This window comes from Streptomyces sp. NPDC002884 (assembly GCF_040295245.1).
Lineage (GTDB): Bacteria > Actinomycetota > Actinomycetes > Streptomycetales > Streptomycetaceae > Streptomyces.
Genome location: NZ_JBEOVB010000014.1, coordinates 131,512 through 145,588, shown reverse-complemented (window position 1 = coordinate 145,588; position 14,077 = coordinate 131,512). Strand labels below are relative to the sequence as shown.

14 protein-coding genes are annotated in these 14,077 nt (G+C 71.2%); 9 read left to right on the top strand and 5 right to left on the bottom strand.

Going from position 1 to position 14,077, the window contains the following annotated elements:
- The first annotated feature begins 110 nt into the window (after positions 1–110).
- The gene (locus ABT070_RS26480) at positions 111–587 is read left to right on the top strand and encodes an SsgA family sporulation/cell division regulator (RefSeq protein ID WP_351764355.1); all 477 of its coding nucleotides are present in this window, start codon (positions 111–113) and stop codon (positions 585–587) included.
- A 43-nt stretch (positions 588–630) separates the two neighbouring features.
- Here the strand turns inward: ABT070_RS26480 and ABT070_RS26475 are convergent, their stop codons facing one another.
- Entirely contained in the window at positions 631–2,001 is a 1,371-nt protein-coding gene (locus ABT070_RS26475) for an FAD-binding oxidoreductase (protein ID WP_351764354.1), read from the bottom strand.
- Positions 2,002–2,099: 98 nt separating this feature from the next.
- Here ABT070_RS26475 and ABT070_RS26470 point away from each other — a divergent pair, with 98 nt between their 5' ends.
- Positions 2,100–3,587, top strand: a complete 1,488-nt coding sequence (locus tag ABT070_RS26470) for a tetratricopeptide repeat protein (RefSeq protein WP_351764353.1) — start codon at positions 2,100–2,102, stop codon at positions 3,585–3,587.
- Between the two features lie 50 nt (positions 3,588–3,637).
- On the opposite strand, the gene hppD is transcribed toward ABT070_RS26470, so the two are convergent.
- Positions 3,638–4,783: a 4-hydroxyphenylpyruvate dioxygenase gene (gene hppD / locus ABT070_RS26465; RefSeq protein WP_351764352.1), complete on the bottom strand. Its 1,146-nt coding sequence runs from the start codon at positions 4,781–4,783 to the stop codon at positions 3,638–3,640.
- Positions 4,784–4,909: 126 nt separating this feature from the next.
- Here hppD and ABT070_RS26460 point away from each other — a divergent pair, with 126 nt between their 5' ends.
- The 7 genes from ABT070_RS26460 to ABT070_RS26430 all read left to right on the top strand — a co-directional run bounded on the left by ABT070_RS26460 (position 4,910) and on the right by ABT070_RS26430 (position 10,070).
- A complete protein-coding gene (locus ABT070_RS26460; RefSeq protein WP_351764351.1) occupies positions 4,910–5,392 on the top strand; it encodes an Lrp/AsnC family transcriptional regulator in 483 nt (160 codons plus the stop codon).
- 59 nt (positions 5,393–5,451) lie between these two features.
- Positions 5,452–6,099, top strand: coding sequence for an ABC transporter permease (locus ABT070_RS26455; RefSeq protein WP_351764350.1), 648 nt, complete (start codon positions 5,452–5,454; stop codon positions 6,097–6,099).
- The gene (locus tag ABT070_RS26450) at positions 6,092–7,342 is read left to right on the top strand and encodes a betaine/proline/choline family ABC transporter ATP-binding protein (protein WP_351764349.1); all 1,251 of its coding nucleotides are present in this window, start codon (positions 6,092–6,094) and stop codon (positions 7,340–7,342) included. The genes ABT070_RS26455 and ABT070_RS26450 overlap by 8 nt, the downstream gene beginning before the upstream one ends.
- A gap of 56 nt (positions 7,343–7,398) precedes the next feature.
- A complete protein-coding gene (locus tag ABT070_RS26445) occupies positions 7,399–8,190 on the top strand; it encodes an ABC transporter permease (protein ID WP_351764432.1) in 792 nt (263 codons plus the stop codon).
- Positions 8,187–9,158, top strand: coding sequence for a glycine betaine ABC transporter substrate-binding protein (locus ABT070_RS26440; RefSeq protein ID WP_351764348.1), 972 nt, complete (start codon positions 8,187–8,189; stop codon positions 9,156–9,158). Before ABT070_RS26445 ends, ABT070_RS26440 begins: the two co-directional genes overlap by 4 nt.
- 68 nt (positions 9,159–9,226) lie before the next feature.
- On the top strand, positions 9,227–9,805 hold the full coding sequence (locus ABT070_RS26435) for an ArsR/SmtB family transcription factor (protein WP_351764347.1): 579 nt from the start codon (positions 9,227–9,229) through the stop codon (positions 9,803–9,805).
- Positions 9,806–9,881: 76 nt separating this feature from the next.
- Positions 9,882–10,070: a hypothetical protein gene (locus ABT070_RS26430; RefSeq protein WP_351764346.1), complete on the top strand. Its 189-nt coding sequence runs from the start codon at positions 9,882–9,884 to the stop codon at positions 10,068–10,070.
- A gap of 14 nt (positions 10,071–10,084) precedes the next feature.
- Here the strand turns inward: ABT070_RS26430 and ABT070_RS26425 are convergent, their stop codons facing one another.
- The 3 genes from ABT070_RS26425 to ABT070_RS26415 form a co-directional block, all read right to left on the bottom strand.
- Complete coding sequence (locus ABT070_RS26425; RefSeq protein ID WP_351764345.1) at positions 10,085–10,876, bottom strand: S16 family serine protease; 792 nt, start codon at positions 10,874–10,876, stop codon at positions 10,085–10,087.
- A gap of 326 nt (positions 10,877–11,202) precedes the next feature.
- Positions 11,203–11,853 (bottom strand): IclR family transcriptional regulator, encoded by a 651-nt coding sequence (locus ABT070_RS26420; RefSeq protein WP_020132430.1) that lies wholly within the window; start codon positions 11,851–11,853, stop codon positions 11,203–11,205.
- Positions 11,854–12,189: 336 nt separating this feature from the next.
- A complete protein-coding gene (locus ABT070_RS26415) occupies positions 12,190–13,992 on the bottom strand; it encodes a DEAD/DEAH box helicase (RefSeq protein WP_351764344.1) in 1,803 nt (600 codons plus the stop codon).
- Positions 13,993–14,077 lie beyond the last annotated feature (85 nt).

Genomic DNA, 14,077 nt, shown 5'->3' with positions numbered 1-14,077 from the left:
CGCCGAAAAAAGTCCGCCGAACCCGCGTAATGGTTCCGGGTCCGGCCCCTCTCCACTCGTACGGGCCCACCGCGGGCCCGCGCGAGGTCCGTCTCGAGAGGAGAACCGACATGCATCACACCGTGGTGGAACGCGAGCTGGAGCTCAAGCTGATCCTGTCGCCGGAGCGCAGCATCCCGGTCCCGGCCCGGCTGGGCTACCGCAGCGACGACCCGTTCGCCGTCCACGTCGCCTTCCACATCAACTCCGAGCACCCGGTCGACTGGACGTTCGCCCGCGAGCTGCTGGTGGAAGGCGTGTTCCGGCCGTGCGGGCACGGGGACGTGCGGGTGTGGCCGACGAAGGTGGAGGGGCGCAGCGTCGTGCTGATGGCACTGAGCTCGCCCGACGGGGACGCCCTTCTCGAGGCGCCCGCGGCCCAGGTCTCGGCCTGGCTGGAGCGGACGCTGCGGGTGGTGCCCCCGGGGACCGAGGCGGAGCAGCTCGGCATCGACGACGGTCTGGCCGAACTGCTCGCCCCGACTCCCGCGGACGACCTGTGGCTGTGCGACCCGTGGCCGTCGGACGAGTCCAAGGACGGGGAGTGAGACACGGCTCCCGGTCCCGGTCCTCGTCCCGGCCCCGGGGGCGTCAGAACAGTTTGCCCGGGTTGAGGATGCCCAGCGGGTCGAAGGCCGCCTTGACCGCCCGCTGCATCTCCACGCCCACGGGGCCGATCTCGCGCGCCAGCCACTCCTTCTTCAGCACGCCCACGCCGTGCTCGCCGGTGATGGTGCCGCCGAGTTCCAGGCCGAGGCCCATGATCTCGTCGAAGGAGTCGCGGGCGCGCCGGCACTCGTCGGGGTCCGCCGCGTCGAAGCAGACCGTGGGGTGGGTGTTGCCGTCACCCGCGTGGGCGACGACCCCGATGGTCAGCCGGTGCTTCTCCGCGATGCGCTCGACGCCCTCGATCATCTCGCCGAGCCTGGACCGGGGCACGCACACGTCGTCGATCATCGTCGCGCCCTTGACGGCCTCCAGGGCGACGAGCGACGACCGCCGTGCCTGGAGCAGGAGTTCGGACTCGGCGAAGTCGTCGGCGGGGACCACCCGGGTGGCGCCGGCCGCCTCGCACAGCGCGCCGACGGCGGCGAGGTCGGCGGCCGGGTCGGGGGTGTCGAAGGCGGCCAGCAGCAGGGCTTCGGTGGTCTCGGGGAGCCCCATGCGGGTCAGGTCGTTGACGGCTCCGACCGTCGTACGGTCCATGAGTTCGAGGAGGGACGGCACATGTCCGCCGGCCATGATCCGGCACACCGCGTCGCAGGCGGCGACCCCGGACGCGAACTCGGCCGCCAGCACCAGCTGCTGCGGCGGCTGCGGCCGCAGGGCGAGGACCGCTCCGACGACGATCCCCAGCGAGCCCTCCGAGCCCACGAAGAGCCGGGTGAGGTCGTATCCGGCGACGCCCTTCGCGGTGCGGCGGCCGGTGGTCATCAGGCGGCCGTCGGCGAGCACGACGTCCAGGCCGAGGACGTACTCGGCCGTCACCCCGTACTTGACGCAGCACAGGCCGCCCGAGGCGGTGCCGATGTTGCCGCCGATCGTGCACGTCTCCCAGCTGGAGGGGTCGGGCGGGTAGTAGAGGCCGTGTTCGTTGACCGCGCGGGAGAGGGTCGCGTTGACGACGCCCGGTTCGACGACGGCGATCCGGTCGACCGGGTTGATCTCGACGATCCGGTCCATCTTCGTCAGGGAGAGGACGACACAGCCCTCGGAGGCGTTGGCGCCCCCGGACAGTCCGGTGCGGGCGCCCTGCGGCACGACCGGGACGCGCAGCTCGGTCGCCGTGCGCATGACGTGCTGGACCTCTTCGACGGTGCGCGGCAGCACCACCACGGCGGGGGTGCCGGCCGGACAGAAACTGGCCATGTCGTTGGCGTAGGAACCCGTGATGTCCGGGTCGGTGAGGACGGCCTCGGCGGGCAGGCCGACGAGCAGACGGTCGACGAGGTGACGGCTCATGATCACAGGTTCGCACCCGGGGCCATCGGTGTGAACCCCGTCCGCCCGGCCCTTCGGCTGACGTCGTACGGTCGTCGTACTGACGCACAGTGAACGCCATGGAGAACAGCGCCATGGAGAACGCGGAGCGCGCCCCCGAAGAGCGCGCCGCCCCCGAGGAGGCCGCCGCGGACGACGCGGCTCCCGCGGCGGCCGGCAAGGTTTCCCGGCCGCGTCGGCGGCTGCTCGTCGGCTCGCTCGTGGGGTGCCTCGCGCTGGGCGGCGGGGTGCTGCTGTGCCTGCCCGGTGAGGAGCCCGCGGTGCGGCGGGCGTCCGCGGCGGCCCCGGGGGCGCAGGCGGGCACCGCGGTCCGTACGGGGGTGCCGGCCGCGCTGCCGGATCTGGCGGTGCTGATCGGCGAGCGCGAGAGCCGGGTGCGGGCGCATCCACGGGACGCGCGGTCCTGGGCGGTGCTGGGCGCGGCCTATGTCGAGCAGGGCCGGCGCACCGCCGACGCCGCCGTCCTGTACCCGAAGGCCGAGCAGGCACTGCGGACCTCGCTGAAGGTGCGCCCGAAGGCCAACGCCGAGGCCCTCGACGGTCTGGCCGCGCTGGCGAACGCCCGCCGCGACTTCCGGGGGGCCGTGTCCTGGGGCGAGGCCGCGCGCAAGCTGGCGCCGAAGCGCTGGACGACGTATCCGCAGCTCATCGACGCGTACACCGGGGTCGGCGACTACAAGAAGGCCCGCAAGGCCCTCGACTCGCTGACGGCGCTGCACTCCGGTCCCGCCGTGCGGGCCCGGGCGGCGGGCGTCTACTGGGACCGGGGCTGGCGCGAGGACGCGCAGGCCGCGCTGGCCGACGCGGCGGCCGGCGCCTCCTCCCCCGCCGAGCAGGCGGCCTGGCTGGAGCGGGCGGGGCAGCTGGCCTGGGAGCGCGGTGAGCGGGCGGACGCCCTGCGGCACTTCCAGGAGGCGGTCAGGATCGACCCCGACCAGCGGGCCGCGCAGGCCGGCCAGGGGCGGGCGCTGGCGGCTCTGGGGCGGTCCTCGGAGGCGCTGAACGCGTACCAGGTGGCGCTCGCCAAGCAGCCGTCGCCGCAGTACGCGCTGGAGCTGGGCGAGCTGTACGAGTCGCTGGGGCTCACGCAGGCGGCGCGGGTGCAGTACGACCTGCTGCGGGCGCGGGTCCGTCAGGACGCGGCGGGCGGGGTGGACGGGGCGTTGGTGCTCGGCCGGTTCGAGGCGGACCACGGGGATCCGGCCTCGGCGGTACGGCGGCTGCGGGCCGAGTGGCGGCAGCAGCCGGGGATCGCGGTCGCGGACGCGCTGGGCTGGGCGCTGCACCGGGCCGGGAACGACAAGGAGGCGCTGAGGTTCGCCGTGATCGCGACCGACCGGGTGCACGGGGGCGCCGTGCACAGCGCGCCGTACATGTACCACCGGGGCATGATCGAGCGGCGGCTGGCGATGCCGGGGCCGGCCCGGCGTCACCTCCGGGAGGCCTTGCAGATCAACCCGTACTTCTCACCGCTGCTCGGCCCGGTGGCCCGGGCGGCGGTGGCCCGGCTGGGCGGCGAGCCGGCCCCGGCCGAGCTGCCCGAGTAGGGCTCACACCGCCGTCCGGCCGGCCGGCACGTCGCTCGTGATCAGCGCCGTCACAGGTTGCCGCGCTTCTCCTGCTCGCGCTCGATCGCCTCGAACAGGGCCTTGAAGTTGCCCTTGCCGAAGCCCATCGAGCCGTGTCGTTCGATGATCTCGAAGAAGACGGTCGGCTTGTCCTGGACCGGCTTGGTGAAGATCTGCAGCAGATAGCCGTCCTCGTCGCGGTCGGCGAGGATCTTCAGCTCGCGCAGGGTGTCGACGGGGACGCGGGTGTCGCCGACCCACTCGCCGAGGGTGTCGTAGTAGGAGTCGGGGGTGTCGAGGAACCGGACCCCGGCCGCCCGCATCGTCCGTACCGTCTCCACGATGTCGTTGGTGTTGAGCGCGATGTGCTGGACGCCGGCGCCGCCGTAGAACTCCAGGTACTCGTCGATCTGGGACTTCTTCTTGGCGATGGCGGGCTCGTTGATCGGGAACTTGACCTTGAGCGTGCCGTCCGCGACGACCTTCGACATCAGGGCGCTGTACTCGGTGGCGATGTCGTCGCCCACGAACTCCTTCATGTTCGTGAAGCCCATGACCTTGTTGTAGAAGCCGACCCATTCGTTCATCCGGCCGAGTTCGACGTTGCCGACGCAGTGGTCGATCGCCTGGAAGGTGCGGTGGGCGGGCGGTTCGACGATCGGCTCGGCGGCGGCGAAGCCGGGGAGGTAGGGGCCGTCGTAGCCGGAGCGGTCGACGAGGGTGTGGCGGGTCTCGCCGTAGGTGGCGATCGCGGCGAGGACGACGGTGCCGTACTCGTCCTTCAGCTCGTACGGCTCGGCGACCGAGCGGGCGCCGTGCTCGATGGCGTAGGCGTACGCGGCCCGCGCGTCGGGGACCTCGATGGCGAGGTCGACGACGCCGTCGCCGTGCTCGGCGACGTGCCGCTCGAGGAAGTGGCCCCATGCGGTGGAGGCCTTGACGACGGAGGTCAGGACGAAGCGGGCCGAGCCGTTGGTGAGCACGTACGAGGCGGTCTCGCGGCTGCCGTTCTCCGGTCCGGAGTAGGCGACCAGTTTCATGCCGAAGGCGGTGGAGTAGTAGTGCGCCGCCTGTTTGGCGTTGCCCACGGCGAAGACGACCGCGTCCATTCCCTTGACCGGGAAGGGGTCGGCCTGCCGGGCGGTGTCGGGAGTGAGGTGTGTGGTCTGCGTCATAGCGGAAGCCTCGCGCCGGGCAGCAAGGTGCGCAATAGTTCGCTTCATCGCTGGGCAATGTGTTCAGCGGTGCAACGGTTTCGGCGGGCTTTCTGTACAGGGTGACCATCGCGGAGGCGGGCGGGTATGGCGATCGACCGACTGGACGGCCGGATCATCGTGCTGCTGGCCCGGGAACCGCGCATGGGGGTACTGGAGATGTCCCGGCGGTTGGGGGTGGCCAGGGGGACGGCGCAGGCGCGGCTCGACCGGCTTCAGTCGAATGGAGTCATCCGGGGATTCGGCCCCGAGGTCGATCCGGCGGCGCTCGGCTACCCGGTCACGGCGTTCGCCACGCTGCAGATCCGGCAGGGGCAAGGAGCCGACGTGCGAGCCCACTTGGGGTCCGTGCCGGAGGTGCTGGAGCTGCACACCACCACCGGCAGCGGGGACATGCTGTGCCGGCTGGTGGCCCGTTCCAACGCCGATCTCCAGCGGGTGATCGACCTGGTTGTCGGTTTTGATGGCATTGTCCGGGCCTCCACCGCGATCGTGATGGAGAACCCCGTTCCGCTGCGGATCATCCCGCTGGTGGAGCAGGCCGCCGAGGACGACCGGGACAGGCCCTGACCCAGCGGACCTGGCCCGGAGCTGGTCCGGATCTGGTCGACATGGGGCGGTGAGGGCGTGTGAGCTTCTGGGAGTACGTCGGCAGCCGTCACCAGCAGCTGCTCACCGACGCCTACCAGCACGCCAGCGTCGTCTTCCAGTGCATGGTCATGGCGACCCTGCTGGGAGTCGTGGTCGGGGTCGTCACCTACCGCAGCGGCTGGGCGGGCAACCTCGCCACCCTCGGCACCTCCGCGATCCTCACCGTCCCGTCGCTCGCGATGATCGGTCTGCTGATCCCGCTCGTGGGGCTCGGCGTCCCGCCGACGGTCATCGCGCTGACCCTGTACGGGCTGCTGCCGGTGGTGCGCAACGCGATCGTGGGGCTGCGCGGCGTCGATCCCACACTCGTGGACGCGGCCAAGGGCATCGGGATGTCCGGGACGATGCGGCTGCTGCGGGTCGAGCTGCCGCTGGCCTGGCCGCCGATCCTGACCGGGATCCGGGTCTCGACGCAGATGCTGATGGGCATCGCCGCCATCGCCGCGTACGCCTCCGGGCCCGGCCTCGGCAACGAGATCTTCCGGGGCATCGCCTCGCTCGGCAGCAAGAACGCGCTCAACCAGGTCCTGGCGGGCACGCTCGGGATCATCGTCCTGGCCCTGCTGTTCGACGCCGTGTACGTCCTCATCGGACGGCTGACGATTCCCAGGGGGATCCGTGTCTGAGACCGAGTCCGGGGACGGCGCCCACGGCGCGACGATCGAGCTGGTGAATCTCACCAAGCGCTATCCGGGCAGCCCCAACCCCGCCGTCGACAACGTCACCATGGAGATCAAGGCGGGCGAGACCGTCATCTTCGTCGGCCCGTCGGGCTGCGGGAAGTCGACCACACTGAAGATGATCAACCGGCTGATCGAGCCGAGCGGCGGCCGGATCCGGATCAACGGCGAGGACGTCACCGACATCGACCCGGTGAAGCTGCGCCGCAAGGTCGGGTACGCGATCCAGTCCTCCGGGCTCTTCCCGCACATGACGGTCGCCCAGAACATCGCCCTCGTGCCGAAGATGATCGGCTGGCCGAAGGGCCGGATCCGGGACCGGGTGGAGGAGATGCTCGACCTGGTCGGGCTCGACCCCGGCGAGTTCCACGGCCGCTATCCGCGCCAGCTGTCCGGCGGGCAGCAGCAACGGGTGGGTGTGGCACGGGCGTTGGCGGCGGATCCGCCCGTCCTGCTGATGGACGAGCCGTTCGGCGCGGTCGACCCGATCACCCGCGACCACCTCCAGGACGAGCTCATCCGGCTCCAGCACGAGCTGCACAAGACGATCGTGTTCGTCACCCACGACTTCGACGAGGCGATCAAGCTGGGCGACCGGATCGCGGTGCTGCGCGAACGCTCGCACATCGCCCAGTTCGACACCCCGGAGGCGATCCTCACCAACCCCGCGGACGACTTCGTGTCCGGGTTCGTGGGTGCGGGCGCGGCGCTGAAGCGGCTCAACCTGAGCCGGGTACGGGACGTGGAGATCACCGACTACCCGACGGTGACCGTCGACGACCCGCTCCAGACCATCTTCAACAAGCTCCGCTCCAGCGGCACGAACGAGATCCTGCTCCTCGACCAGCGCGGACGGCCCTACAAGTGGCTGCGCCGCGGGGACCTGATGCGCGCCAGGGGCTCCCTGGCGCGGGCCGGCACCCTGGTCAGCGACACGGTGACCCGGGACGCCACCCTGCGGGACGCGCTGGAGGCGGTGCTCACGGACAACACCGGGCGGGTCGCGGTCACCGGGCGGCGGGGCGAGTACACCGGGGTCGTCGACATGGAGACGCTGCTGAACTCCGTGCACGAACTGCTGGAGGCCGACCGGCTGGAGGCGCTGGAGGCACAACACGAGCTGGAGGAGGCCCGGGCCGCGCAGACGCACGCGGAACAGGAGGGCCCGGGCGGGGAGGCGAAGGCGTGAGCACTCCCGACCTGGACAAGAGCCGCGGCCCGGACGGGACCACCGGGCCGGGGGGCGTGGCCGAGGACGAGCCGGCGGAGGCCAGGACCCCGTCCCCGGCGCCGCCCCGCCGTCGCCTCACCTGGCAGAAACTGACCTTCCTGCCCGCCTTCCTCGTCGCCCTGCTGCTCGCGACCTGGCTGTGGTTCCAGCAGGCGGACCTGGACCCGATCTCCGAGAACGCGCTGTCGAACGGGCAGGTGTCGAAGGCGCTGTGGCAGCAGGTGCAGCTCACGGTGATCTCCACCTTCTTCGTGCTGATCATCGCCATCCCGCTCGGCATCCTGCTGACCCGGGGTTCGCTGCGCCGGGCCACGCCGTTCGCGATGGCCATCGCCAACATGGGGCAGGCGACCCCCGCGATCGGTCTGCTCGCCCTGCTGGTGATCTGGCTGGGCACGGGCACGAAGGCCGCTCTGATCGGCATCATCGCCTACGCCATCCTGCCGGTGCTCGCCAACACCATCGCGGGCCTGAAGTCGAACGACCCGACGCTGCTGGAGGCGGCCCGCGGGATCGGCATGTCCGCGCTGGGCGTGCTGCGCAAGGTCGAACTGCCGCTGGCCGTCCCGCTGATCCTGGCCGGTGTGCGCACGGCCCTCGTCCTCAACGTCGGCACCGCGACCCTGGCGACCTTCGGCGGGGGCGGCGGCCTCGGCGTGCTGATCACCACCGGCATCACCAACCAGCGCATGCCGGTGCTGGTGCTGGGCTCGATCCTCACCGTCTCGCTGGCGCTGCTCGTCGACTGGCTGGCCTCGCTGGCGGAAGTGCTGCTGCGGCCGCGAGGGCTGGAGGTGGACTCGTGAAGCGCTCCCGCCTGGTGACCGCCGGGGCCCTGGCGGCACTGACCGGCCACGCGCTGACCGGGTGCGGACTCACCAGCGGCTCCCCCATGGTCGACGACGTCTCGCCCGGGTCGATCGGGCAGGGCGAGCCGCTAGAGGGCGCGCATCTCACCGTGACGTCCAAGTCGTTCACCGAGAACCTCATCCTCGGCGCGATGATGGGCATCGCCTTCGAGGCGGCCGGCGCGGACGTCCTGGACCGCACCGGCATCCAGGGCTCCATCGGCTCGCGCGAGGCGGTCAGGAACGGCGACGCCGACGCCATGTACGAGTACACGGGCACCGCCTGGATCACCTACCAGGGCAACAGCAAGCCCATCACCGATCCGCAGGCGCAGTGGCAGGCCGTGCACGACGCCGACCTGAAGAACGGCGTCACCTGGCTGCCTCCGTCGCGGCTGAACAACACCTACGCGCTGGCCATGAACCAGGCCAACTTCAAGAAGTACGGCACCAGGACGCTGTCGCAGGTGGCCGCGCTGTCGAAGTCCGACCCGAAGGCCGTGACGCTCTGCGTGGAGAGCGAGTTCGCCAACCGGGCGGACGGGCTGCCCGGCATGGAGAAGGCGTACGGGATGTCCATCTCGGCGTCGCGGATCACGCAGATGGACACCGGGATCATCTACACCCAGGTCCAGAAGGGGACGTGCACCTACGGGGAGGTGTTCACCACCGACGGGCGCATCAAGTCCATGAACCTGGTGGTGATGGCCGACGACAAGAAGTTCTTCCCCAACTACAACGCGGCCCCCGTGATCAACTCCAAGACGCTGAAGAAGTGGCCGGCGATCGCGAAGGTCATCGACCCGGTGACGAAGAAGCTGGACAACACGGTGGCCCAGGACCTCAACGCCAAGGTGGACGTCGACGGAGAGGATCCCCACCAGGTGGCCCTGGACTGGATGAAGAAGGAGGGGTTCGTCAAGTAGCCTCCCCGGGGCGCCGACTTACAAAGGACCCGTTGCAAAGGAGCCTTTGCAAGGCTACCTTTGTACGCATGCCGGAACAGCCCGAGGTACGCAAGCTCGACGCCCGTTCGCTGCGCGGACTCGCGCATCCCCTGCGCATGGAGCTGCTCAACGCCTTGCGCCGGCACGGTCCGGCCACCGCCTCACAACTCGCGGAACGGCTGGGCGAGTCCAGCGGCGCCACCAGCTACCACCTGCGCCAGCTCGCCGCCCACGGCTTCGTCGAGGACGACCCCGAGCGGGGCAAGGGACGGGAACGGTGGTGGAAGGCGGCCCACCACGGGCTGTCCTTCGACGACGAACTGCTCACGGACTCCGACCCGGCCGTACGCGGCGCGGCCGACATGTATCTGCACGAGGTCGCGACCGGCCAGACCCGGGACCTGTCGACCTGGCTGGGCGACCGCGGCTCCTGGCCCGAGGAGTGGAACCGGGTGTGGGACATGAGCAGCGCGACGCTACGGCTGACCCCGGAGCTGACCCGCGAACTCATCGGCAGGATGCACGAGTTGATCGACACCTACCGCGACCGGGCCGCCGACGCGGACGACCCCGGCACCGCCACGATCCGCGTGCACACGCACGCCTTCCCCATCGCCACCGACTGACGTCACCGACCGACGCGATCGACCGGCGACCCCGGCCGACAAGACCGACCGACGCAACGGACCGAGAGGCATCGCCATGTACATCGAGCACCAGCTCGCCCTGTCCCGCAACGCCGAACTCCGCGCCCGGGCGGACGCCCACCGCCTCGCCGCCGCGTTCCGGCGCCCCCGCGAACTGCGCACCCGGCTCGGCTGGACCCTCGTGGAAGTGGGGCTGCGGCTCGCCGCGGCGCCCGGGGCGAACAGCCCGGCCGTCGCCTGGTAGCGGACCGCGGACCGCTAACAGCTCGGTACCGAGCCCTTGCCCTTCTCCAGGGCGGTCAGTGCGCTCACCGTGCCCTTCAGGGTGGTGACCGGGATCAGCCGGAGCCCCTTGGGCAGTTCGGCCTTGGCGTCGGAGCACTCCGCCTTCGGCACCAGGAAGACGGTCGCCCCGTCCCGCCGGGCGGCCTGCGTCTTCAGGGCCACGCCGCCGACCGCGCCGACCGTGCCGTCGGCCTCGATGGTCCCGGTACCGGCGATCGTGCGACCGCCGGTGAGGTCGCCGCCGCTGCCGTCGCCGTCGAGCTTGTCGACGATGCCGAGCGAGAACAGCAGCCCGGCGCTGGGGCCGCCCACGTCGGACAGTTTCAGCGTGACCTCGATGCCGTCGTCGGCGCGGTCGAGGTACTTCAGCGCGGCCTCGGTCGCGGCGTCCTGGGACTGCTGCATCTGCTCGGTGTTGTGCTGCTCGATCTCCTTGGTGCTCTCCCCGCTGGGGTAGACGGAGTCGCGCGGCATGATCGCCTGGTCGGCACGGAACCAGCCGTCGACGACGTCGGAGAGCCTGACGTCGGTGTCGGGGTTGGTCGCCTCGATCGTCGTCATCCGCAGCTGCCCGCTCGTGCTCCGGACGGGCGCGCCGGTGATCGTGATGACCGGGTTGCCCTTGTTCTCGCCCAGGACGTTCGCCGTCATGCCCGGCTGCGCCACCGAGAACGGCAGCGGCGCGAACGCGGCCGTCGCGAGCAGCGCCACGAGCGGCAGAGCGCAGACGGTGAGGGCCTTGGGGCGCGAGAGGCGTGAGAGCACGAGGTCAATCTAACGTGACGACGTGTTCCGGCTCGCGGCCGACTGCCGTCCGCCCGACCGCGAGCCCCTGCTCCGCCGCCTCCCGCGCTCTCCGTCCGTACCCTCACCCCTCGCACCTCGCCCGCCCCGAGACCCTCACGGCATCGGCGCGCGCGTCGGCGCAGTACGTCAGCGCAGGCGTCGGCCTCGTGCGTCGGCCTCGCGCGCCAGCGCAGTACCTCGGCGCCGGGCGTCAGCGCCGGGCGTCAGCCTTCGCGCGTCGGCGCCGGGCGTCAGCCTTCGCGCGTCGGCGCCGGGCGTCAGCCTTCGCGCGTCGGCGCCGGGCGTCAGCGCAGTGCCTCCGCCACCTCCCGTGCCGCGTCCACGACCCGCGGTCCCACCCGCTCGGGCACCGCGTCGGCCAGCATCACCACGCCCACGCTGCCCTCGACGCCGGTCACGCCCAGCAGCGGAGCCGCGGCCCCGCTCGCGCCGGCCTCCAGCTCCCCGTGCGTCAGCGTGTAGCCGGGTTCGTCGGCCGGCCGCGCCGGGTTCTGCCGGGCGAAGAGAATCGCCCGGCCGGCGGCGCCCCGGTCCAGCGGATGCCGGAACCCGGCCCGGTAGGCCACGTGGTAGTCCGTCCAGGTCGGCTCGACGACGGCGACGGCGAGCGCCTCCGTCCCGTCCACCAGGGTCAGATGCGCGGTCGCGCCTATGTCCTCGGCCAGCGACCGCAGTGCGGGCAGCGCGGCCTCCCGCACCAGCGGATGCACCTGGCGGCCGAGCCGCAGCACCCCGAGGCCGACCCTGGCTCGCCCGCCCAGGTCCCGCCGTACGAGTGCGTGCTGCTCCAGAGTGGCGAGCAACCGGTACACAACGGTCCGGTTCACGCCCAGCTTGTTGGAAAGTTCGGTGACGGTCAGCCCGTGGTCGGTATCGGCCAGCAGTTTGAGGACCTTCAGCCCTCGATCGAGCGTCTGGGAGGTCTCCGCGGTCACGACGCCCACTCCTTAAGTGGTGAGGTCGGCAACCTCCGTCGCGGCAGATGCGTCACCGAGTCCCGTCAGTGACGCGCTTCAGAGGCCGCCGATCGACAGATGGGCCCGGCGTGTCCGGGCCCAGTCGCTTCACGGCTGCGCTCCGCGGCGGCGCTGCCACGGGGCGTGTGCGTAGCGGGACAGTAGCGAAGCAGGTTCGCTGAGCGGAAGGCTCCGTCCAGAATCCGGGCATTGGCCGGTATGGACTACTTGCATTTATCCCGATACGTACGGAGCGTGACGCCGTGGCTCGCGCCCCTGCCAGGGACCAGGGGCACGCGATCGCCGACGGCGACCTCACTTCATCCGGGTCGCCCACTCCTGCACCTTGGCGATGCGCTGCCGCAGCTGCCCCGCCGTCGCCTCCGCGCTCGGCGGACCGCCGCACACCCGCCGCAGCTCGGTGTGGATCACTCCGTGCGGCTTGCCGCTCTGGTGGACGTACGCCCCCACCATCGTGTTGAGCTGCTTGCGCAGCTCCATCAGCTCCTTGTGCGAGACGACCGGCCGCCGCTCGGCCGGCAGCTCCAGCAGATCGGCCTCGGAGTCCGGCCGCTTCTTGCTGTGCGCGATCTGCTTGGCCTGCCGCTTCTGGAGCAGCATCTGCACCTGGTCGGGCTCCAGCAGGCCGGGGATGCCGAGGTAGTCCTGCTCCTCCTCGCTTCCCGGGTGGGCCTGCATGCCGAACTCGGCGCCGTTGTACATCACCCGGTCGAAGACGGCCTCGGACTCCAGCGCCTCGAAGGCGAACTGCTCCTGCTCGCCGGTGTCCTCGTCCTGCTCCTTGTTCGCCTCGTCCATCTCCTGCTCGGACTCGGCGTACGGATCCTCCTCGCCCTCCTTCTTGGGCTTGTCGAGGGCGTGGTCGCGCTCGACCTCCATCTCGTTGGCGAAGGTGAGCAGGTCGGGCACGGTCGGGAGGAAGACGGAAGCGGTCTCGCCGCGCCGCCGGGACCGCACGAAGCGTCCGACGGCCTGGGCGAAGAAGAGAGGTGTGGAGATGGTCGTCGCGTACACGCCGACGGCGAGCCGCGGCACGTCGACGCCTTCCGACACCATCCGCACCGCGACCATCCAGCGGTCGTTGCTGCCGCTGAAGTCGTCGATGCGGCTGGACGCGCCGGTGTCGTCGGACAGGACGAGCGTCGCCTTCGTCCCGGTGATCTCCCGGATCAGCTTGGCGTAGGCGCGGGCCGAGTCCTGGTCGGAGGCGATGACGAGCGCGCCGGCGTCCGGGATGGCCTTCCTGACCTCGGTGAGCCGCTGGTCGGCGGCGCGCAGCACACTCGGCATCCACTCACCGCGCGGATCCAGCGCCGTACGCCAGGCCTGACTGATCGCGTCCTTGGTCATCGGCTCGCCGAGCCGCGCCGCGATCTCGTCCCCCGCCTTGGTCCGCCAGCGCATGTTGCCGCTGTAGGAGAGGAAGATGACGGGCCGGACGACCTGGTCGGCGAGCGCGGACCCGTAGCCGTACGTGTAGTCGGCGGCCGAGCGCCGGATCCCGTCGTTGCCCTCCTCGTACGTCACGAAGGGGATGGGGTTGGTGTCGGAGCGGAACGGCGTACCGGTGAGCGCGAGACGACGGGTCGCGGGTTCGAAGGCCTCGAGACAGGCCTCGCCCCAGGACTTGGAGTCACCGGCGTGGTGGATCTCGTCGAGGATGACGAGGGTCTTGCGCTGTTCGCTCCGGTTGCGGTGCAGCATCGGGCGGACGCCGACACCCGCGTACGTCACGGCGACGCCGTGGTAGTCCTTGCTGAGCGGGCCCGCGCTGTACTCGGGGTCCAGCCGGATCCCTATCCGCGCGGCCGCCTCCGCCCACTGCTTCTTCAGATGCTCGGTCGGCGCCACCACGGTCACCTGCTGCACGACATGGTGGTGCAGCAGCCAGGAGGCGAGGGTCAGCGCGAAGGTCGTCTTGCCGGCGCCGGGCGTGGCGACGGCCAGGAAGTCGCGCGGCTGCTCCTGGAGGTACTTCTCCATCGCCCCCTGCTGCCAGGCCCGCAGCTTGCTCGCGGTGCCCCAGGGGGCTCGGCCCGGGAAGGCCGGTGACAGGTGGTGGGAGTGGGAGGTGGAGGAAGCGGCGGTGGTAGTCACGGTCTCCGGGTTCGGGGCTCTCGGCTGCGTATGACAACCGGGCCACCCTACCGGCGGTCCACCGCCGTCAACGAGCGAACAAGGC